Genomic DNA, 22,535 nt, shown 5'->3' on the forward strand with positions numbered 1-22,535 from the left:
CAAGGAATATGAACAGTGTGGCTGGTTGTACGATAGAGATTTTTTTTGTGCTCATTTGCCATTGAATTCAAGACCTCAGGCAAGTTTTGCATAGAAATCTTTATCACTGACCAGCGTATAGGCACCGCTTGGCCTCATTCCCGTTTTTTCAGAGTAGGCTTTCACGGAAGGGTAGTTGAGACCGTTGTATGGATCATAACAACTTCCATCGGGCCTCTGCATAATATAATGATTCCGTCTGACGCTGAGACAATGGTCATCAAGCCCGAGCATTGAGTAATTACAAATATGCAACAGCAGCCGCTCATTCCTGCACAACGCTGGCGGCGAGGTGCGATGCACAGGGCAATATTGTTTAATTTCTTTCCAGCCTTCGGGATCGTTCTGGCCAAAATACCATTCTGCCAATTTCGAGGCGCAATAAAAGCGGCTGTCAAGCCCAAGGAGCCTGGCAGCATTGTTGATACCGACCGGACCGGAAAAACCGCCATTATTCAAATCTCCCTGAAGGTGCTGCTTCAGCCCTCCACTGCCACTGACAAGCCTGCCGGTAACTCCATAGATCGTCGCTTCGGCACTTCTATCCCGAATGGACTGGCCATTAAAACCATAGTGTTTAATATTGGGTATTTTTTTTATGCCAAGTTCATAAGCTGCTTGCTGCAGGCATCGTGCAGCACAGCTATTTTTAAACTGTTGTTTTGGCAAGGTCTCGAATTGGTTTGGGCCAATTGATACGATGCCCCTGCTTGTCAAGTAAGACTTGATAAATCCTGCATCACGCAAAGACCAGATTTGCTTTACCAAATCGGATTCCGGAACAGTCACTTGCCGACGAAACAGCCAATAGGCAACCCCTTTAAGCCTGCCCACCCCTTTCCCGGTATTATAGAAACAGGATGCAGCATCACGACCGGAAAGCTGCACGTACCCACCACTGATAGCAATACCCATATTTTCTTCCCTGAACGGCTGAGAAAGTCCAACTCCCGATGGACTGGATCATGGGATTCTACGTAAAATTGAAAAAAGGCAGTATGACCAGACAGCAAGCACCACTGACTGAAGCCATCATCAAACTTATCGAAATAACCTTTTAGCCTGGGTAAAACCCGGCAAATTGGTAGAACACTCGAAAATACAATAGCGATAACCTATAGTTTCAACGCTTGGCCCTGTGTACAATCTAGGCCACTATCGAAGAAACTCCAGAAGCGCTGGCCCACAACTTCAAATGATGACCCATACAACCGCTCTGCGTAAAACCCTGCCCCGGAAGCTGGCCGCCATTACTATGGCTGTGCTTATTCCTGTTCTGATTACTGCCTGCTCATCACAGCCAGAAACCACCATTCCGCCAATAGCAAAACCCATCAGAAGCATCGACCAAAGGCTGGCCGACGCAGAAAGGCTCAGTTATCCGGAACGGGCCAGACTGACGCTTGAGATCACCAGAGAGCTGATAAAGAAAGAACCAGCCCGCACACAGCAGATTCTGGACCAAATGCCTTATGAGCAATTGCCAAAACGATTACAGGCTGAACTGGCCGTTCAGCAGGCCCGGATTGCCCAGATCAATAATCAGGACTGGCTGGTGTTTGAGTGGCTTGATCGCGAGGCCGTTATTGTCAGTAACAGCACCTACATTAATGCCCGGGCGCACGTTCTGAAAGCACTTGCCTATGCAAGATACGGTGAATATCAGGCTTCCCTGGATGAGTGGCTGCTGGCTGGCCCTTACCTGACAGAAAAAGAGCGTGAGCCCCATTACGACAGCTTCTGGCAGACACTCCTTCATGTCCCGGCCGAACGACTTGACAGCCTGCACAAACAGGAAAAGTTACAACGACAGAAAGGCTGGCTGGCCCTTGCATTAATTTATCAAACGGGTCGCAGCCTGGATCAGCAACTGACAGAACTCGAACAGTGGAAGCGGGACTGGTCGTACCATCCGGCGCACAAATACCTGCCCGGGGACTTTGAAACACTGAAGAACAGTTCCACAAAGCGTCCTGACAGAATCGCGGTACTGCTCCCATTATCAGGAAGGCTGGGCAAAGTCGGTGAAGCCATCAGGGACGGCCTGCTGGCCTCCCACTATGAGGCCATGAGTAAAGCAGAGCCTCTCCCGGAACTTAAGTTTTATAATACCCAGAGCGCCAATATCAATGACCTGGCCACGCAGGCTATTGATGAAGGAGCGCAGCTGATTATAGGTCCCCTGAACAAAAGCCGTGTCAAAGCGTTAACCACTGATATCACCAACCGTATCCCGGTTCTGGCATTAAACTATATTGATGACGCAGCGGATCCGCTTTCCGTTAATGGCGTACCGGCAACACCAACGGGGTATCGTGCCGGTCTCTACCAGTTTGGGCTCTCAGCAGAGGATGAGGCCGTTATGGCCGCTGAACGAGGCAGACTGGACGGACACAGGACGGCAATTATCATTACACCCGACACAGAATGGGGAAAGAAAATCAACACCACCTTTAAAACCCGGTGGGAAGAACGCGGCGGTGAGATTGTCGGCTCTGGCGAATTTGATAGCAAAAGCCAGTTCAGCAGCCTGGCCGGCTGGTTGTTACACACCGATCAAAGCGAAGCTAGAGCAAAGCAGCTGAGTCGTGTTCTGGGCGAAAAACCTGGATTCCAGGCCCGTCGGCGCCAGGACGTTGATATGGTATTTATTGGCGCCAGCCCCCAGGAAGCGAGACAGATCAAACCAGCCCTGGCCTACCAATACGCAGGTAATGTTCCGGTCTATGCAACATCCAGCGCATTTTCAGGCGTAACCAATACCGACCAGGATCAGGACATGGATGGTATTCGGGTTCCTGTTATGCCGTGGTTAATTCCCGGAGCAGCAAGCCCGCTGGAACAACAGATCAATTCCCTGTGGCAACAATCCAGAGGCCAGTTGGGCACATTTTATGCGCTGGGTGCCGATGCCTATAAGCTTTACCCAAGACTCCAGCAACTCTCAACCCTGCAAGGCAGCCAACTGCCGGGCATGACCGGATCGCTGAGCATTGCTCCAGGCGGAAAAGTCCATCGTGAACTCGTGTGGCAAATATTCAGGAGCGGCCGACTAACCCCACTCCCTGTAGTGAAACCCAAAACACCCGAAAGCGAGTTCTCTTTGAAAAACAGGACTCCAAAACCAGTAACTGTCTATGCCATGGAAGCTCAACCTCAATAGCAGAAAAGGGGCCGAAGCAGAAAAAACTGCCCTGTTGTTTTTGCAGCAACAGGGGCTAACGCTCTTACATAGAAACTTTGCCTGCAAAACCGGTGAAATTGACCTGGTTATGCTGGATCATGCCACACTGGTTTTTATCGAAGTTCGCTCCCGAAGTCATTCTCAATTCGGCAATGCAGCCAGTTCTATTGACAGAAACAAGCAACGGAAAATTCGCAAGACTGCCGCCGTTTATTTGCAAAAATATCGTCAGCACAGCCACAGGATTTGTCGATTTGATGCAATATCCATTGACAATCATGACGCCACAGGGCAAAACAGCTTAAACTGGATGAAAAGTGCTTTTTAAGAAATTTTCCTGCAAGCAGAGAAATCTTCTGATCGCTTTTCAGAAGAGCGTATTCAGAAGGCTTCAGGAGAAAGAAGAATGAAAACCCGATGGTTTTCATTTCAAGGTTTCAGACATGCATGACCGTATAACGCAACACTTTTCCGACAGCATCGACGCCAAAATTCGTTCGGCCGATGCTCTCCCGCCACTTATTGCCGACGCAGCAGAGATGATGGTTCAATCGCTGCTGAACGAAGGAAAAATCATGGCCTGTGGCAATGGCGGTGCGGCAGGTGACGCCCAGCACTTTGTTTCTGAACTGCTTAACCGGTTTGATCGTGAACGCCCGGCCCTGCCAGCCCTGTCACTGTGCGCAGACAGCCTGACCATGAGTTCCATCGCTAACGATTCAAGTTACAACGAAGTGTTCTCCAAACAAATACGGGCACTCGGTCAGGAAGGCGACATACTGCTGGCTATTTCAGCCCATGGCAACTGCCCCAATTTGGTTCAGGCCATACAGGCCGCCCACGACCGAAATATTCAGGTGATCGCGCTGACGGGCAAGGACGGCGGTGACATGGCTCGCCTGCTGCACCCGGAAGAGGTGGAAATCAGAGTACCTGACATCAGCCCGCCACGCATACAGGAAGTGCATACCCTGGTTATTCATTGCCTTTGCGACCTGATTGATGAGTTCCTGTTTTCCTCTGAATAAACGGGAAGCTTGCCCTCATCGCCACCAGACTTTAGTTTAATTTTTTTAATATGCATAACCTCAGGGGGGAACCATGAAACCGATCGGCATTACTCTCTCTAAAGCACTCTCTACCTGCCTGCTAACCGGGTTACTAACCCTGTTAAGTGGTTGCGCAGCGCTGGTTGACTCCGTTAATGAAGAGCCTGTCAGCATTGATAACAGCAAACGGACCTGGGGTTCCTGGATAGATGACCAGACCATTGAAACCGTCACCGCTGTCAACATTAACAAGGCAGCCCCTGCCCTGAGAGAGTCAAGAGTCAAGGTTATCAGCTTTAACGGTATTGTCTTACTCATTGGCCAGGTTCCCAACGAAAACCTGAAAAGGGTAGCAGGCCAGACGGCACAGAATGTGGAAAAGGTTCGCCAGGTCTACAATGAGCTGGAAATTGGTCCAAACGCCGATATTCTCGCGCAAAGCAACGACAGTTGGTTAACCTCAAAAATTAAAGCCGCAATGGTGACCAATGAAGCCGTGATCGCTGACAGAATCAAAATCAATACGGAACAGGGAACGGTTTATCTCATGGGACTTATCACTCCCAAAATGGCACAGGAAGCCGTATCGATCGCCGCCAATACCTACGGAGTTTCAAGAGTCGTTAAGGTGTTTGAGTACATTCAATAAATAGAATCAAACATCTCAAAGGGTACCGTTACCATGCAAAGAACGTCGACGAGAGCATAGCCGTTGCTATTGCAGAAAAGTGTTAATACCCATAACCCCCTTGTTTCCACGCTCCGCGTGGAAACAAGGGGGTTATGGGTATATCAGAGCCTGATGCTCCAAGGGGAGTAGCTCCGAGCCAACCATTTGCAGTTTTTTATGCAAAGTCATGCTCCAACCAACCGTATGGGTCTTTGTCATCATATTTACGGGGCGCTGGCTCTCTATCACATTGGCCACTGATGTGTTGAGGATAGGGATCTGCCCTGCTATTTATCTTATTAGGGATATGGTCATTAAACGATGGATTTTTAAATTTGGCCGTCAGCTTGTCTGCCGAAACATCAAATAATCCAAATTTGGGGCGTAGATCACCCCCACCAAAAACCAAATGGTTATTATTACCCGAACGACAATAGTTATTTGCTTTTAAATCACCGTTCACCCACAGTCTTACCTTCCCGTTAATGCCCTTCCCGGAGGTTGAAAACTCACCCTTTTCAACTGCGTACTTGATATCAAACCAGCCGTCAGGCAAAGGCATCACCGCAAGATACTTCCCATCCTGAACGCCATCACAACATTTCGCTTGGGTGGTTGAGGTTGCCGCCCCTTCAAATGAGGGCATGCACTCCTTATTCCCTGTGTTAAACATGTCGTAGTAGGCGCCAGCCTGCAGCGTCAGGTAGTTTTTACCGTCATGGTTCATCACCTTCAGGGCGATTAAGGGTACACTCTCGGCTTCCCATGCCACCCCTTCTGTTTTCAGTGCTTCATAGGTTGCCACCGACGCATCGGCTGTCAAGTGCGACAGGTAGCCACGAGCACTCTTGTAAAGCCTGGAATCAACCGTTTCATCCAGTGAAAAAAGCGTTCCCTCCGCGGGTCTACTACCGGTTTCCACTTTAATGGTCAGTTCACCGTATGATTTCGAATTACTACCGCAATTAGAAGCCTGATCATGGAAGACCCCCATAGCTTTGGCCAGATCAGGATTATCAGGCCCTTCCCACTTCCTGTCAGGCACAAAACAAGGGGTGACACCAACATCGTTATTTGCAGATACCGTGGTATTACCCTGATGCGTCATTCGCAACACAACCTCTTTATTCCCTCTGGTCTTGACCTTTAAGCTATCCAGATTCTGACTGCCGCCTATCCGCATATACGAATCATCCCCGACCGCGATAAGGTCTTCAGGTCCCAGTGGTCTCTGTGGATCAATAATGACAGGTACCGAATTGAACCCGAAGGCATCCTGCTGGCCGGTATCAACACTGCGCCGCTTCCGACCGAACCCATCTGCAGGGTCACTCAAAGGGCCTGTGGCATTCAGGTTCAGTTTTTTCAGCAACCTGTCGTGTATTGTTTTACCACCGTCTCTTACTATTTCAGATAAAATCTTTGCCTTACCCACATCCCCTGCCGTCAGCGGCAGGTACGAGTCGATAGAATTGACTGACTTTGAGTGAAATGTTTTAACGTCCGCTGATCTCGATACCGTATCACCTACGGGAAATGAGGCATTGGAAAAGGGAGCAAGGGAACCACTAACAACATTCATTTGGGCACCTCTTTAACTGATTAATGATATGAGCCCTTCTAGCAAAGGGTCCGATTATCGGTATTGGATGCTTTTGCAGAAAAATAACAACAGTAACAACCAAAACCAATTAACCCTCAACTGACGGTAGACTAAAAGTTGACTCGTATAGTTCCATAACAAATAGAAATAATTGCGGGCCAAATGCATGATTTAGATATCCGCTCCAGACTTAACCTGCCTTCCCTCCTTCAACACCATTCAAGCTGCAATCTGCTGCAGACATCTGCCCGGGACAAAGGATATAATTCCCCTGCCAGCGCCAGATGCCAACCTCATTGAATCTGATGTTGCTGAGCCAGATGATTGTTGGAATGAAGCATTAATGAAACCGAAGAACAAGCGCCTTGCGCTTCAGGATATCGCCGACAGGGTCGGTGTTACCAAAATGACGGTCAGCCGTTACCTCAAGGATCCGACACAGGTTTCAAAAGCAACCGGCGAGAAAATTCACGCAGTCATTGACGAAGTTGGTTATGTTGCCAGCCGTGTTCCCGACATCCTCTCCAATGCCACCAGCAAAGCCATCGGCATTTTGATCCCTTCTATTTCCAACCAGGTCTTCGCCGCAGTTGTCCAGGGAATCGAAAGCGTTACCGAGCCATCGGGTTATCAGACCATGATCGCCCATTATGGTTACGACAAAAATGTTGAAGAAAAGCGCATCGAATCCATGCTCTCCTATCAGGTGGATGGTTTGATTCTTTCTGAATGCGAACATACCGAAAAATCACTGCGCATGATTGAAAATGCCGGCATACCGGTGGTAGAAGTGATGGACTCCCGCCTCCCCCCCATTGATCTTGCTGTCGGCCTGGATCACAGGGCTGCCAGTGAGGCCATGATCAGGCGTATGCTGAAGAATGGTAAGAAAAAGATCGCTTTCATTGCCGCCCGAATGGACATCCGGGTGAGACAACGCCTGCAGGGTTATCACAACACGATGGAGAGTATCGATTGTGCCCCCATTATCCTCTCCACACCCGCCAATTCATCATTCACCCTTGGTGCAGAGTTAATGGCGGAGGCCCTGGACAACCATCCTGAACTGGATGGTGTTTTCTGCTGTAATGATGACCTGGCTATCGGCGCCATCATGGAGTGCCAGAGAAGAGGGATTTCAATACCGGGGCAAATGGCGATAGCCGGATTTAATGCATTGGATATTGGCAGATCGATTACGCCAAAACTGGCCAGTGTCGATACCCCAAGATGGGAGATTGGCAGTCTTGCGGCAAGAATGCTTTTAGACAAGCTGTCAGGTAATTCACCCAAGCATCCTGTTGTAGACCTGGGCTTTACACTGTTCGAAGGCGAAAGCATTTAGTTCTTTCGCAATACCCAAATCACCAAAAAGGCACTGGCAGCGCTGAGAAAAATCAACCTCGGTGCCACCAGTGCCTTTAAAGCTGTAAAGCCCGGAAAATCAGGATGCCATGGCAACCGCTTCAGCAGCCAGGCGGGAGATCTCCGCCCAATTGCGGGAGGCAACCAGATCCGCAGGCAACATCCATGAGCCACCGATCGTTGCCACACAGCTCAGCGCCAGATAATCCCTGATATTGTCAGGACCAATGCCACCGGTTGGACAGAAACGCACCTGAGGTAACGGTGCAGAAATTGCCTTAAGTGCCTTAACACCGCCGTTTATCTCAGCAGGAAAGAATTTCAGGTGGTCGTAACCATGAGAAAGTGCCTGCATCACTTCAGAAGACGTTGCACAGCCGGGAATCAATGGCGCTTAACACTGACTCATTTTTCACCTCGACAAAACAGGATGGATGCACCTTCTTCCGCGCTGGAAACAGACTGACGACAACCATTGAATAATTCACGACCGTATCCATGGTGCTGATCAGACAAATCCGGACAGTGCGCTTCCCGGGCAGAAAGATCGGCATGCACATCAATTTCACCCGTTACCGCATTCACTGTCACCTGGTCACCATCCAGCAAGTAAGCCAGGGGACCACCCATTTGCGCTTCCGGGGTAACGTGAATAGCAGCAGGCACCTTTCCGGATGCGCCGGAAAGACGTCCATCAGTTAACAGGGCCACCTTATGGCCTGCTTTCTGCAGATTACCCAGGATTGGCATCAACATATGAAGCTCTGGCATACCATTGGCGGCAGGACCATTGAAACGAACAACAATGATCGCATCCTGGTTCAGCCTGCCCGCTTTATAAGCCGCTTCCACTTCATACTGGGAATTAAAGACCAAAGCAGGTGCCGTCGTCGAAAAATGCTCTTCTGCCACCGCACTCACCTTGATGACTGCGCGCCCAAGGTTTCCGGAAAGCACTTTCAGCCCCCCGGTAACGGCAAAGACCTGCCCGGAGTCAGCAATCACTTCCGGATTCCGCGTTCCAGACATGGATTTCCAGACCAGCTGGCCATTGTCCAGTTCCGGCATTTTCAGATAGTCAGCCATGGTGCCATAACAGGGCACGGCATCCATATGCAGCAGGCCACGCTCCGCCAGGGCTGCCAACAGAACAGGAACACCACCGGCAGCATGAAACTGATTAATATCCGCAGGGCCATTGGGATAGACACGCGTCAGCAGCGGTACCGCCTGTGACAGGGCATCAAAGTCATCCCAGGTCAGGATAAAACCGGCGGCACGGGCTACAGCAATCATATGGATAGAATGGTTAGTACTGCCACCTGAGGCCAATAAAGCCACAAGACCATTGACCAGGCTCTTTTCGTCCAGCACTTTATAGAGCGGACGATAAGCAGGCGCCCCGTGAATTTTGCTGGCGATATCCGCTGAAATTTCCTGAGTCAACGCATCGCGCAGCCCTGTACCCGGAGGAATAAAGGCGGAGCCTGGCAGCATAAGCCCCATGGCTTCAAATACCAGCTGATTGGTATTGGCCGTACCATAGAAAGTACAGGTACCGGGCGCATGGTAAGCACTGCACTCCATGGTGAGCAGCGCATCTTTGCCCACTTCACCGGCTACATACTGCTGACGGACCTTTACCTTTTCATCATTGGTAATACCGGAAGGCATTGGACCGGAAGGAACAAAAGCCGTCGGCAGATGACCAAACGACAGTGCACCAATAAGCTGGCCAGGGGCAATCTTGTCGCACACACCCAGCAACAATGTGGCATCAAAGGTGTTATGGCTAAGACTGATGGCAACGCTCTGGGCAATGACATCCCGGGAGTACAGGGACATATCCATCCCCGCCTGCCCCTGGGTTACACCATCACACATGGCAGGCACGCAACCGGCTACCTGGGCACTGTGCCCCTGCCGGGCCAGCGTTTCCTTAATGATAAACGGGTAATCCTGGTAGGGTTGGTGAGCACTCAGCATATCGTTGTATGCCGAGATAATCGCCACGTTGGCCCGGGTAAAATCAAGAATAGTGTCTTTCTGTGGGGTACCACAGGCCGCCACGGCATGGGCAAGATTGCCACAACTGAGGGACTTGCGGATTTTGCCGGTACTGGCCTGGTGCTCCATGCGGTCAAGATAGTTCTGACGAAGTGACGCGCTGCGCTCCGCAATCCTCTGCGTCACCTCAAGCACAATAGGGTTCATGCCGCAACCTCTTGGGTAAAACTGGCAGAAGCTTCTACGGCTCTGGCCACCACCTGGTCAATATCACTGGCGATATCGACACGGGCGACACCCATTTCATCAGCGCCGGGTACTTCAAGGGTATTAAACTGGCTCTGCAGCATGGTCTCTTTCATAAAGTGTCCCTGGCGAGCCTTCATTCTTTCAAGGATCAGATCATAGCTGCCATCCAGGAAGATAAAATAGACCTGGTCATTACCTTCACGAATGATATCGCGATACTGTTTTTTCAGGGCAGAACAAACAACAACAGCCGTTTCATTTTTTGCCTGCACACTGAAGCAGACATCACGGATTCTTTCCAGCCATGGCTGACGATCGTCGTCATTCAGTGGGTTCCCAACGGCCATCTTTTCAATATTAGCCCTGGGATGCAGATCATCACCATCAATAAACTTGGCCCCGATTTCCCGGCTGAGTGACTCTCCTACCGTAGACTTGCCAGAACCGGATACACCCATTACTACAAACGTTTTGCCACTCATTTTTGATCTCGATCAACAATTGTCGAAAAAATACAAAGAATAAACTTCTTCAAACAGCATGTTACGGGTAACATGTTACCCGTAACATTGAGCCATGAAAAGTTTTTAAATTTTTTGAGATGAATCAACCATGTCGGATATTTCTCTGATATATACCGCAGTCGGCTCCATCCTGCTGCTCCTGTTTCTGGTGATGAAAGCCAGACTGCACGCTGTTGTAGCACTGATCCTGGTGTCCATGATTGCCGGTATTGCTACCGGTATGAATCCGGCTGACATCGCTGCCACTATCCAGAAAGGTATGGGTGGCACCCTGGGCTTCGTTGCCGTAGTGGTTGCTCTTGGCGCCATGTTCGGAAAAGTTATGGAAACTACCGGTGCCCTCGACCGTATCGCCCAGACACTGCTGGCACGCTTCGGTAATGAGAAAGCCAACTGGGCAATCACCTTCACCGGCTTTATCTGTGCTCTGCCACTGTTCTTTGACGTGGCGGTGGTACTCTTGATCGGTGTCGTCTTTGCGATTGTCAGAAAGAGTAAGGAAAGTGTCGTTAAAATGGGTATCGCTCTGCTTGCAGGTATTGCTACCTGTCAGGCATTCCTGATCCCGGCACCTGGCCCGATCCTGGTTGCTTCTCAGCTGGGCGCTGACTTCGGCTGGATGATTCTGATTGGTCTGTGCGCCTCCATCCCGGCCATGATTCTTGCCGGCCCGATGTTTGGCTCTTTCATCAGCAAAATGGTTGATGTGCCACTGCCTGCACACGCTACGGCCAGCGAAGAGTTCAAAGACCGTAACGGCACCCTGCCATCTTTTGGCCTGGCATTTGCCCTGATCATCCTGCCACTGCTGATGATCGGCCTGCAGACCATCGGTTCCCGTTTTGTTGAGGCCGGTTCAACGGTCCACGGCTGGCTGACATTTATTGGCCACCCTTTCACTGCCATTATGGTTGCCTGTCTTGCTGCCTGCTACCTGCTGGGTATCAAACGCGGCTACACCAAGGATGAAGTGATGAACATCTGCGGATCCGCTCTGCAGCCAGCAGGCGTTATCATCCTGGTAACCGGTGCCGGCGGTGTGTTCAAGCAGATTCTGGTGGATTCCGGTGTTGGCCAGGCCCTTGGCAACATGCTGGCTGGCACAGGCCTCCCCATTGTAATCCTGGCCTTCATCCTGGCCGCTGCCGTTCGTGTTATTCAGGGCTCTGCAACAGTAGCCATGCTGACTGCCTGCGGCCTGATCCTGCCAATGCTGGAGCCCCTGGCTCTGTCTGGTGCACAACTGGCTGCAGTGACCGTTGCCATCGGCGGTGGTGCGATCGTTCTTTCTCACGTTAACGACTCTGGCTTCTGGCTGGCCAACCGCTACCTTGGACTGAACGAAAAGCAAACCCTGCAAACCTGGACGGTCATGGAGACCATCATCGGAACCACCGGTGCTGCAGTGGCTGTGATCTTCAGCTTGTTTATCTAAGCGATAGCCACAAAAAAACTCCAGCCATTGCTGGAGTTTTTTTTGTCAACACAATAAGTAGCTGGCCATATGGAATCGAATATTTCTGGCTACTTGAGCTGGTACTATGCGAGGCACAACGGAGGGAGCATAGCCTTAGCTATGTGACCGGAGTTGTAACGAAGCAGAGTGCCGGCACAAGGAGTCAGAAATATATGATTTCATATGGTTAGCTACTTAACTACATGCCATTGCGGAATGTCTTGTGATCGACTATACCACTTTCTCTGACGTGCTTTAATCCTGTTGAATAGGCCTTCAGCAGTTTAAGGCAGTAGTCCACCCTTTCCTGCAGATGCTTATCCCCTTCAGGATCATCACCGGTGAACACCTGTCCGACATGACGAACAATCACATGATCCGGCAGATAGCAGATACGGCAGTTTTTGTAACTACTGGTACGAAGTTCCACCACAGGATACGCCCCACCCTGACCCGCAGAAACCGCAGTAATTAATGCCGGTTTATGACCCAGCTCAGCAGTACCAAAAAGAAGAAAGAAGTTCTTCAACCCTGCCGGCACCATGCCGCTCCACTCAGGTGTCACAACAATCAGCGCATCTGCTTCTTTCAACGTCTGCTTCCAGGGCGCCAACCTGGCCTGCCACTGCTCATCACCACTCCAGATGGACTCATCCCAAAAGGGAAGCGGGTTACCCGCCAGCGATAGAACCTCAACCGATTCAAATAAGGAAAGTTCAAGCACACGATTCGCCAGAGCCCGACTGATCCGCTCACTCTGGGATTCCATCCGATGACTGCCACTGATAATTGCAAGCTTCATTTTTTTTCCTGTTCTGCTTTGGACAATTGCACTGCGAACTGTAACAGAGAGTTTCAACATCCGTGTGTATTTTTTTCCAATCTTGCTGGATCGTCACTACCGCTTCCTGCACTGCTATGATTAGGCCCTCAGGCATTCCAAATAAATAAAATTGACAAGGTCTCACTATGCAGGTATCAAATGGGTCAAATAATGCAGCGTCATCAGCAACGGTATTAACCGAGGTCAACACCAGCGGCACTGCTCGCACCGATACTTTTGACACACAATTAAACCGTCAGGCTTCGCCATTAAATACTTCGCTGGAAAAACCACTAACCTGCTATAAAATCGAAGAAATGAACCCTGCATCAGCCGTTAAAGCAACTCCTGAGCATGGGGCAGCATCGAGCCATCCCCCGGAAATCGCGCAAAAAGACCTGCCGCTGGCCAGTGCGGCCAAATTAACACAACCCTCTCTGCCAGCCTCCAAGCGGGCTATCTTCTATGAAGTACTTACAGAAATCATGCACTTTCACCATGATCATCCCGGGCAACTGGTTATTTTTGGTTCCTGTGGTATTGACCTGCTACACACTTGTATCAATGAAAATGTGAATGATATTGATATACTGTTGAACGATGAAAAAACCACCAACAATCTGCTTATTCAACTCAATCGAAGACTGCAACAGATTGTGTTTAGCGAAAATTTCCCCTGGAAAGACTGCAACCCAAACCTCCGTCTTGTTGGTAACCAACCGTATAATGCTGAGCTATCACCTTTATCAGGGCAGTTAACCCTGTTTCATACCGGAAAACCCTGGATCAAAATTGAATGCTCGGTTAAAACCACATGGATGAAACAACTGGACCTCACCCGGGATGATTTTGTCATCAGAATCCCCACCCATATAAATACACAGTACAAAGGTACTATTCCTGTTTTGTCGACAATGGGTTATCTGGCTCTCGACCTTTTTTCGTTGAAAAAACTTCATGACAACTTAATCACAACGACAGAAGACAATCAAAAACTGAGAGTCATACTCAATAGCGCAGTGACTCTCTCAAAAATTGAGAAGCACGTTTTCACCCTTTACCATCCCCAAAAAAATCCGGGTTTATATCAGTCAGAATCATTTAAGTCACTGAATAATGGGTTTTCTGAAGCAATTACTTTAATCAGGAACATCTACTCTGTTGATCAGCTATATCACAGTTTTTTTGGTTCACCCTATCAGCTGAAACATTCCAGATCTCAGGAAAAAAGGGCGTTGATCAATATTCTATCCTCCGATAAATGCAGGCATGAAACTGCCTACTCATTCAATGAGCTGATGATTTTGCTGAGAAATGATTTTGATCTGGAAAATACGGCAAAAGATGGCAATTGTTTTTACGCGTCCCTGGCCAGTGGACTGAATAAAAACACAGCAGCAGCAACCAACTTCCTGAAAACCTATAATGTTCTGCTGGGCACCTCACTCCACAATACTGCGCATGAGACTGCGCATGAGACTGCGCATGAGCAGCTTGTTATCCGTCCTGACATGGTAAGGCATATAATCCACTGCTGGATAGCCTGTGCACTCAACACCGGATTGAGCGCCTCTGAGTACGAGGAACTGAATACTCTGATCCTTCCGGAGCCGGGCAAATCCATCAATGACCTGCTGGAGAGCCGAACCATTGCCGATCCGGCAGGTAATCCCAATGATACCGCCCACTACGGTTGGAGTTCTCTATTGCACATAATGGCGATCATCACCGGGACAACCATTATTTTGCTGAAGGTCAACACCAAAGCGCAAAATATTGAGAAACATAAGCACAGTATTCATGAAGCCAATCAATTAACACCAAATCTGATTAAAACATTAAGGGCTAAACAGCCAGCACTGTTTAATAGCGATGTGAATGATGCACGAATAACCAGTTTATTATTTATTGCTCACTCCGGAGGAGACCATTATTATTCAGCCTCACCATCGCCAGGGCTGATTAACATTTTCAGGCCCTATATGCTGACTGAACATTATCTTATTATGCCTTTCCGGGCTAAAGAAACTGAGTGTAAACAGCCACAACATCACGCCAGTCAACCACCGGTTCATCAGCAGGCCATCACTGAAGAGACATTGGGCCTCATACACCCAAGCCTGGATGTTGTCGAACCGAAAACCGGAAGCCTACCCCCGGAAAGACCAGTAAGCAGTGTTGCAAAAATAAAAACGCCATCAAAAGAAGCAACAGCCGGACCAGCGAATCCGGCAGAGACCACAGAGTCAGACCGGGAGGAACGCATCAAGAAAAAAATTCAGATCGTGTTAACCATAATATCCAACCCGAAAACCAGTAATAGCCTGAGTAAGAAAAAACTGGATAACCTGGGCGACAGTTTATTTGATGAAGTGTTAAAGGTTATTCAGGAACCCGACCAGACGAATCCGATAACGGTTGACATGAGCGCCTTTTCGGATACGACACTGTTAGCACTGGAAACAGGAAAGCGGTTAAATCACATAGAATCCATACTGTTTCTGGCACTGCATAAGATCATTCATCACTGTGACGTGAACAACCCGATATTCATCACTGAAATACTCAGGGATTTGCAAACCGTCAACCGTGCAGGCCACATGAAAGCCTCCGTAGTCTTGGCAATCCTGGCAGCCCGGACCGGATCACCTGAAGCATTCAATCTTGCCATGCAGCCCTTTGAGCCGATTTACAACAACCAGACCTATCATGATCTGCACTTCTCGCTGCCCACCGAATTCGACGCAATCTACCCTGATTACCGGACGACTATTCCCATGCAGATTTATAATGCTTTGTATTTTACCGTAAAAAAGAATCTTTCCAGCGCTGACTGGCAAGAGATAGATCTGAATTTTCCGGTTAATGAAGAGACCAACGCATTATTAACCCCAACACTATTAATCGGTGATACCCCTGAATCAGGTACAGCAGACAGCACCACAAGCATCACCACAAGCATCACCACAATACGCCCGGCAATACTGCACTGCGCGTACAAGGGCAATATATCCCTGCACAGAGGTGACAATGCGCGTGCCCTGACGTTCTTTTTAAAATCAGCCATTGCCTACATAATGGCAACGGATAACGGGGCTGATATCAGTCATTATGAAGAGGCGGCAGGACTATCGGCTATTTATCTGACCATTCGCCTGATTTCCCGTATTGATCCGCATTGCAACCTGCAGACAGAAGCGCCTTTTCTCCATAGCTGGATGCCTCATATTGAACTTATCCGGCATCGCCTTGAAACGGCCAGCCTGAAAACATTGCTCTACGCCATCAAGGCTCAACGAGCTACCGAAACACTCTGGACTCACAGCTGGTTTACCTACGCCTACAGCAAAACAGCCACTCTGCTGGGGCATGTCCTGCCTGAGTCTTTTGAGACGTTCAAGTCCTTAATGGATCACCAGATAAAATTCCTGTTTGATAATGGCAGCACCATCCGGGAACTCCCGGCCCACTGTGCCGGGCAAAAACCCGATACAACAGACACAACAACTCTCGTCGCCAGAAACAGTAAGGCATACACACTGGCCAGCTCTGCTGATCATAAAAAATGGTGCGCCGACCCGGTATTGCAGGCAAAGTACAAAATAAGTGAGAAACTGGAAACCAAAAAACAAACCAGAAAAGCGGTAGATATTGTGCGAACCCTGAAACAGCATGTTGACCGTTTGTCCGCTGACTTTTTGCAGTTATATCAGGATGCCAATCCCAATCAAACAAGAAACCCAGCCAATATTTATGCCCGGGCCATTCTGTTACTGGACCAAAGCATTGAATTGGCAACCGGGGATATCCCCGTTATTACCCACGAACTCGAAAAAATATCCAGGGACAGGTCAAAAAACAATTTTCTGGAAAAAACCACAATGCAGGCAGCCGTGTTAACCTACAACACCCTGTACGGCTTTGCTGCACTGTCTCATATCAAAGAAGAATGCCTGTTCAAACAGGATGTGGCACAGAGATTAATAGAATTTCACAATACCCTGCTTACCAGAGAGTCAATAGAATACATTACCGTCAAACAACATCAAAAGGTGGATAAACTGGTAGCCCACTTCATCGAATTGCTGGACCCATTACAGTACACCGATATCTCTGAACAATGTTTAAAACAATGTTTAAAAAACATGGTTCTGATATTGGTTTCCTGTAAACGCCTTGTATCAAACTGCATAAGCGATAAAAATATTGCTTCCATAGAAGCTCTGATCAAACAATGGATAGCTTATTGTAACGATGAAACCAATCTATCGGAGACGCTGGAGCTGATCATTACACTTGGCTTGAGTGACTATGAATACCTCACGAAATTCAACCCTCTTATTGATACCATTTTACTGAAAATCCAGTACATAACCGCCAAACAAGACAATAGTTATGATTCAGAGGACCAGCTGATTCTCTATCAAAAGGTTGAAAAAATACTGGGAAAATTCGATTCAACCAGACAAATCAATTTCTACCAGTCCATTTGGGCACCCCAATTGGAAAGGCTGCGCAAAATAACCAGTCAGGAGCTGGAAATTAAAAATACCGAAGCCGAAAAATATTGGAATATCCTGATCAGGGAAGAGGAGGAAAATAATGCCAGGGAACAGAAAAAATTAGAAGCCATCATCAATAGCAAACTGTCAACAATAGCCTCAGAACCAAATAATCAAAACACTGAGAATATCGATGAATCCGACAGCGAAGAATTCACATCAGTGGAAAATCAAGCACCCTGCAGTGCCAGTAGTGATCACGTCGGTGACAACAAAGAGACCGTCTCCCGGAATATTGAATTAGACTCACTGGAATCACTGGAAATAGCCTGGCGACATTATTCAAATGGTCAGCTATCGCAGGCCAATACCCTCGTATTGGCGCTGTTGAATAACCCGCCGGACGACTCATTATTGATTGTCCAGATAAAATCGTTACGATCCGAAATACTGATCAGGCAATTTTTTGATGTTGTCATTCAGGGTATGCAGAAGAGCCGGGGTATTGCCAAATGTTCCACTGATTACCTGAAAAAAATGGAAGCCGACCTGGCCAGACAAAAAGAGCTGTCAAAAATGGATAAAAACACACGAATCACATTACAAAAACAGCCGATACGGAATCTCAGTGATAAGGTTTTCGAACTGGCGACATTATTCTCAACACATGAACAAATACTGCAAGATGCGTTTACGCTGCAAAAAGAGATCATCAATATACTGCAACTGTTCACCATCGACAGTGATCAGGAAACACAGGATTTATCAACGGTCAAATTTGACCTCGAACTGATTATCGAAGCACAAGATCGTATCACCTGCTTTATTTCCAATATCAAAACAGCCAGTGAAAATCTGATAAAGCTCCTTGACTGCCGAAAACAACTGCTGGCGCTTATCAAGGAAGTAACTGCCAGGCGATCCATTTCAGGCCAGTTCGGTTTATCAGCCACCGGGAATGTCGCCGCGAAAAACAGACCATCTGGCACGAAAGGCAATCCTGATCCAGCTCCAGAAGAAACCGTGGCCGAAAATTCCATCACTGAAATCCGCAGCAAAATGGAAACGCTTACCCAGGCGATGGATAATTTCAAAGCTCACCTGTTTGAGCCACAACAGTGCAGCTTTGTCAAGAGGCTAATCGAAGCATCTTAAAAGATGGAAAAAGAGCCGCTATGCGGCTCATTTTCAAAGGGTGTCTGTCTAACGGGCTACTTAACCACTTTCAGATGAGGACGCCCCGGCTTTTTCGGAGGCTGGGGAGGCTCTTTATCCGGATCTTGATCCGACACTCCATCCTCAAAACCCTCCACCTCTTCCTGCTCATCCAGCAGCTCTGCCTCAAAGACCATTCCCTGACCATTCTCCTGGGCATAAATAGCCATCAATGCAGGTACCGGTACGGTAATGGTCAAGGCTCGGCCACCGAAGCGGCCATCAAACATAATGTAATCATTACCAATATTCAGAGCACGTACCGCCGTTGGCGAGATGTTCAGAACGATCTGGCCATCCTTGACGAACTCCTGTGGCACCTCAACGCCACGGCGATAGGCATCCACCAGAATATAGGGGGTGCAATCATTATCGAGAATCCATTCATACAGTGCTCTGGCAATATACGAACGGCTACTGGTCATTGTCATAACAGCCTCCGGACAAACACTTCACGCCGCCAGCCAGGTTACTCACGCATTTCCTTTTCGATTTCAGAAAGGCTCTCCTGGAACGACTCACGCTCAAATAAACGCTCAGCATAGTCCAGAATAGACTTACCCTGTTTTGGCAGTTCAACCCCCAGCAACGGCAGACGCCAGAGAATCGGTGCCACACAGCAATCCACCAGGGTAAACTCCTCGCTCATGAAGAATGGCATTTCGGCAAACACCGGCTCAACCGCCAACAGGCTCTCCCGCAACTCTTTACGAGCACGGGCCGCCGGTGTCTCCCTGGTTTTGGGATCCAGAATGGTATCCACCAGGACACACCAGTCTTTCTGAATGCGGTGCATGATCAGTCGGCTCTGGGCACGACTGACTGGATAAACCGGCAGCAGCGGTGGATGAGGAAAACGTTCGTCCAGATATTCCATCATGACGTTTGGCTCATAAAGAACCAGTTCCCGGTCAACCAGCGTAGGTACGTTGTTGTAGGGGTTCAGATCGGAAAGCTCCCGGGGAAGGTTTTCCGGATTGACATTCTGAACGTCAACCGCAACGCCCTTTTCCGCCAGCACAATACGAACCCGGTGACAGTAATGGTCAGCTGGATCCGAGAAAAAAATCATGGATGACTTTTTGGCAACTACAGCCATGAAGTACCCCCGCCTTCATGCAAAGGATGAGAGAGTTCGGCAACAATCCCGGCCATGACAATAGCCAGAGGATAACCACAGGCTACTGCATAACGGGTAAAACAGCCGCCCGCGAAATAACGCATTATCATAGCAAACTTTGCACCTGCCATAACAGTCCCACCAGCGCAAATACTTACTACAACACTTACTACAACAATAACCTGCCAACAAAAAGCATAAGCCTGAACGCAGTGGCAGCAACTATCAGACCGGGTTATCAGAAGCCCGGGCAATCAGGAAATCTGATCACCTATTGCATTTGCACCGTACACTATCGTCTGATAGCAATAAGTCATGGATGTGCTGTTTCTCTATAATGAGCACACCACCGCCTTTAATGCTGGTTCTGCTGACGGCCTACTGATTGCTCAACGCCCCACACACCAACACTCAGGAGAGGAAACGTGGCTGAGAATACTGCGAGTCAAATAGACCACAGTGTCACACCGGACGCTCATCCCAAAAAAATAACAAGAACTTTAGTTCTAAATGAAGGCAGCCCTGAGAAAAAACGACAGGAGTTATTAACGTATTTCCACCAGACTTTTGACCAGTATGACCTGCTGTTTGAAACCCTGGCGTGCGAAGAAGCCTGGTATGAAAAAGCCATTCCCCTCCGTCATCCCCTGATCTTCTATTACGGGCACACAGCGGCTTTTTTTATTAACAAACTGATCACCGCAAAACTGATCTCACAACGGGTTGACCCTTTTATTGAGTCCACCGTTGCCATTGGTGTGGATGAAATGTCCTGGGATGATCTGGACGATAACAACTACCAATGGCCAACCGTGCAACAGGTTCGCGACTACCGCGGCAAAGTCAGGGCGCTGGTTTCCGGCTTCATACAGGACATGCCACTGGAGGTTCCCATCCATTGGGAAACTCCGGCCTGGATCATTCTGATGGGCATTGAACATGAACGCATTCATCTGGAAACCTCATCGGTACTGATTCGTCAGCTGCCAATATCCTATGTCCAGCCGCACAGTTACTGGCAACATTGCACTGAAACCGGGTCAGCACCGGAGAACCGCCTGATTGAGATGCCCGGTGGATCACTTCGCCTGGGCAAGGATTACGATGCTTCACTCTACGGCTGGGACAATGAATATGGTCGCTGCGAGGTTGAGGTCGCTCCGTTCAAAGCCAGCGAATACCTGGTCAGCAATCAGGAGTTCAAAGCCTTTATAGACGCCGGTGGTTATGACAATGAACGTTGGTGGACGGATGAAGGCTGGGCCTGGACAACGTTCAGCAACATTCACGGTAAAGCGCACGGTAAAGCGCGCCATCCCGAATTCTGGGTCCCCGATGGGGACAGTTATCGCTACCGCACCATGCTGGCAGAAATCGATATGCCCTGGAACTGGCCGGTAGACGTCAACTGCCATGAAGCCCAGGCCTTTTGTCGCTGGAAGTCAGAAGTGACCGGCAAACAGATCCAGCTGCCCAGCGAAGCCGAGTGGTATTGCCTGAGAGAAGCCATCGATACCGACCAGCCCTGGTGGGATAAGGCCCCCGGCAATATCAATCTCGAATACTGGTCCTCATCCTGCCCGGTTGACCGCTTCAGAACCGGAGAGCTGTGCGACATTATTGGCAATGTCTGGCAATGGACCACCACCCCCATTGACGGTTATGAAGGATTCCGGGTTCATCCCTGCTACGATGATTTCTCAACCCCAACCTTTGATGGTCGCCACAACCTGATCAAAGGGGGCTGCTGGATATCAACCGGCAACTACGCCATTAAAGAGTCCCGCTACGCCTTCCGCCGCCACTTCTTCCAGCATGCCGGTTTCCGTTACGTAGAGTCCAGTGCCATGACCAATACCTCCAGCAGCCCTTATGTCGGCAACCCTTATGAAAGCGATGCCCTGGTTGCCCAATACCTGGGGTTCCATTTTGGAGAAACATACTTTGACGTACCCAACTACCCTGAAGCCTGTGCCCGCATTTGCCATGAAGTGAGTGGTAATATACCCCGAACCCGGGCCCTGGACCTGGGTTGTTCGGTTGGACGCACCAGCTTTGAACTGGCCCGCTGGTTTCAGCATGTGGATGGCATCGACTTCTCTGCCCGATTTATTTCTGCGGCAACCGAGCTGCAGGAACGGGGAAAAATACGCTACCACCTGCCCACAGAAGGAGAGCTGGGTGATTACTTTATCGCCGACACCGCTGAAATGGGTTTGGATGATACCGATACCAGCCGCATCCGCTTTACCCAGGGCGATGCCTGCAACCTGAAACCCATTTATAACGACTATGATCTTATATTTGCCGGAAACCTGATCGATCGCCTGAATAACCCGGCACAATTCCTGGGCATGATCCATGAACGCATACGCCCCGGTGGAATCCTTGTTATCACGTCGCCCTATACCTGGCTGGAAGAGTATACACCCAGGAAGAACTGGCTCGGTGGCATCCGTGAAAATGGTGAAGCCCTCGACACCTATACCGGACTGCAAAGAGCGTTGGGCAAACATTTTGAGGAGGTATGCCCCCCCGTGGATATCCCGTTTGTGATCAGGGAGACTGCCCGGAAATACCAGCATTCGGTTGCCCAGTGCACGGTATGGCGGCATAAGGGATAGCGATCAGCGTACGGTGTCGGCACCGCCTCCGGTGCCCACTGCCTGCCATTAAGGAGCTGTCCTGAAATAACTTCGACATTTCTACAGACGCTACCCGCCGCCCGC

General features: G+C 49.2%; 17 protein-coding genes. 8 read left to right on the top strand and 9 right to left on the bottom strand.

The annotated features are described in order from the left end of the window. Nucleotides 1-75: 75 nt before the first annotated feature. A complete protein-coding gene (locus KDK13_RS03745; protein ID WP_257283568.1) occupies nt 76-954 on the bottom strand; it encodes a hypothetical protein in 879 nt (292 codons plus the stop codon). 280 nt (nt 955-1,234) lie between these two features. Here KDK13_RS03745 and KDK13_RS03750 point away from each other — a divergent pair, with 280 nt between their 5' ends. The 4 genes from KDK13_RS03750 to KDK13_RS03765 all read left to right on the top strand — a co-directional run bounded on the left by KDK13_RS03750 (nt 1,235) and on the right by KDK13_RS03765 (nt 4,921). After that, nucleotides 1,235-3,202 (top strand): penicillin-binding protein activator, encoded by a 1,968-nt coding sequence (locus tag KDK13_RS03750; RefSeq protein WP_257283569.1) that lies wholly within the window; start codon nt 1,235-1,237, stop codon nt 3,200-3,202. Then, entirely contained in the window at nt 3,177-3,551 is a 375-nt protein-coding gene (locus KDK13_RS03755; protein ID WP_257283570.1) for a YraN family protein, read from the top strand. Before KDK13_RS03750 ends, KDK13_RS03755 begins: the two co-directional genes overlap by 26 nt. A gap of 115 nt (nt 3,552-3,666) precedes the next feature. After that, nucleotides 3,667-4,251 carry a phosphoheptose isomerase gene (locus tag KDK13_RS03760; protein ID WP_257283571.1) on the top strand — a complete coding sequence of 195 codons (585 nt, stop codon included), beginning with the start codon at nt 3,667-3,669 and terminating at the stop codon, nt 4,249-4,251. Between the two features lie 73 nt (nt 4,252-4,324). Next, nucleotides 4,325-4,921 carry a BON domain-containing protein gene (locus tag KDK13_RS03765; protein WP_257283572.1) on the top strand — a complete coding sequence of 199 codons (597 nt, stop codon included), beginning with the start codon at nt 4,325-4,327 and terminating at the stop codon, nt 4,919-4,921. Nucleotides 4,922-5,117: 196 nt separating this feature from the next. Here KDK13_RS03765 and KDK13_RS03770 read toward each other — a convergent pair whose 3' ends face one another. Beyond that, nucleotides 5,118-6,524 carry a hypothetical protein gene (locus KDK13_RS03770; protein WP_257283573.1) on the bottom strand — a complete coding sequence of 469 codons (1,407 nt, stop codon included), beginning with the start codon at nt 6,522-6,524 and terminating at the stop codon, nt 5,118-5,120. Between the two features lie 364 nt (nt 6,525-6,888). On the opposite strand from KDK13_RS03770, the gene KDK13_RS03775 reads away from it, so the two are divergent. Further along, entirely contained in the window at nt 6,889-7,890 is a 1,002-nt protein-coding gene (locus KDK13_RS03775) for a LacI family DNA-binding transcriptional regulator (RefSeq protein WP_257283574.1), read from the top strand. A 99-nt stretch (nt 7,891-7,989) separates the two neighbouring features. Here KDK13_RS03775 and KDK13_RS03780 read toward each other — a convergent pair whose 3' ends face one another. The 3 genes from KDK13_RS03780 to KDK13_RS03790 are packed head-to-tail and all read right to left on the bottom strand — an operon-like array spanning nt 7,990 to nt 10,648. After that, the gene (locus KDK13_RS03780) at nt 7,990-8,298 is read right to left on the bottom strand and encodes a hypothetical protein (protein WP_257283575.1); all 309 of its coding nucleotides are present in this window, start codon (nt 8,296-8,298) and stop codon (nt 7,990-7,992) included. A 17-nt stretch (nt 8,299-8,315) separates the two neighbouring features. Next, nucleotides 8,316-10,124 carry a phosphogluconate dehydratase gene (gene edd, locus KDK13_RS03785; RefSeq protein WP_257283576.1) on the bottom strand — a complete coding sequence of 603 codons (1,809 nt, stop codon included), beginning with the start codon at nt 10,122-10,124 and terminating at the stop codon, nt 8,316-8,318. Further along, on the bottom strand, nt 10,121-10,648 hold the full coding sequence (locus KDK13_RS03790; RefSeq protein ID WP_257283577.1) for a gluconokinase: 528 nt from the start codon (nt 10,646-10,648) through the stop codon (nt 10,121-10,123). Before KDK13_RS03790 ends, edd begins: the two co-directional genes overlap by 4 nt. A 130-nt stretch (nt 10,649-10,778) precedes the next feature. On the opposite strand from KDK13_RS03790, the gene gntU reads away from it, so the two are divergent. Further along, the gene (gene gntU, locus KDK13_RS03795; protein WP_257283578.1) at nt 10,779-12,125 is read left to right on the top strand and encodes a gluconate transporter; all 1,347 of its coding nucleotides are present in this window, start codon (nt 10,779-10,781) and stop codon (nt 12,123-12,125) included. Between the two features lie 220 nt (nt 12,126-12,345). Here gntU and KDK13_RS03800 read toward each other — a convergent pair whose 3' ends face one another. Then, a complete protein-coding gene (locus tag KDK13_RS03800; RefSeq protein WP_257283579.1) occupies nt 12,346-12,948 on the bottom strand; it encodes an NADPH-dependent FMN reductase in 603 nt (200 codons plus the stop codon). 167 nt (nt 12,949-13,115) lie between these two features. Here KDK13_RS03800 and KDK13_RS03805 point away from each other — a divergent pair, with 167 nt between their 5' ends. Continuing rightward, complete coding sequence (locus tag KDK13_RS03805; protein ID WP_257283580.1) at nt 13,116-18,626, top strand: hypothetical protein; 5,511 nt, start codon at nt 13,116-13,118, stop codon at nt 18,624-18,626. Between the two features lie 56 nt (nt 18,627-18,682). Here the strand turns inward: KDK13_RS03805 and KDK13_RS03810 are convergent, their stop codons facing one another. Genes KDK13_RS03810 through KDK13_RS03820 form a run of 3 tightly spaced genes read right to left on the bottom strand, consistent with a single transcriptional unit; the run spans nt 18,683 to nt 19,937 of the window. After that, the gene (locus KDK13_RS03810; RefSeq protein ID WP_257283586.1) at nt 18,683-19,111 is read right to left on the bottom strand and encodes a ClpXP protease specificity-enhancing factor; all 429 of its coding nucleotides are present in this window, start codon (nt 19,109-19,111) and stop codon (nt 18,683-18,685) included. Between the two features lie 44 nt (nt 19,112-19,155). Next, a complete protein-coding gene (locus KDK13_RS03815; protein WP_257283581.1) occupies nt 19,156-19,785 on the bottom strand; it encodes a glutathione S-transferase N-terminal domain-containing protein in 630 nt (209 codons plus the stop codon). After that, the gene (locus KDK13_RS03820; RefSeq protein WP_257283583.1) at nt 19,776-19,937 is read right to left on the bottom strand and encodes a hypothetical protein; all 162 of its coding nucleotides are present in this window, start codon (nt 19,935-19,937) and stop codon (nt 19,776-19,778) included. The genes KDK13_RS03815 and KDK13_RS03820 overlap by 10 nt, the downstream gene beginning before the upstream one ends. A 294-nt stretch (nt 19,938-20,231) precedes the next feature. Here KDK13_RS03820 and ovoA point away from each other — a divergent pair, with 294 nt between their 5' ends. Beyond that, nucleotides 20,232-22,430 carry a 5-histidylcysteine sulfoxide synthase gene (gene ovoA / locus KDK13_RS19125; protein WP_257283584.1) on the top strand — a complete coding sequence of 733 codons (2,199 nt, stop codon included), beginning with the start codon at nt 20,232-20,234 and terminating at the stop codon, nt 22,428-22,430. The last annotated feature ends 105 nt before the right edge of the window (nt 22,431-22,535 follow it).

The organism is Endozoicomonas sp. SESOKO1 (assembly GCF_024606265.1).
In the GTDB taxonomy this organism is placed as follows: Bacteria; Pseudomonadota; Gammaproteobacteria; order Pseudomonadales; family Endozoicomonadaceae; genus Endozoicomonas.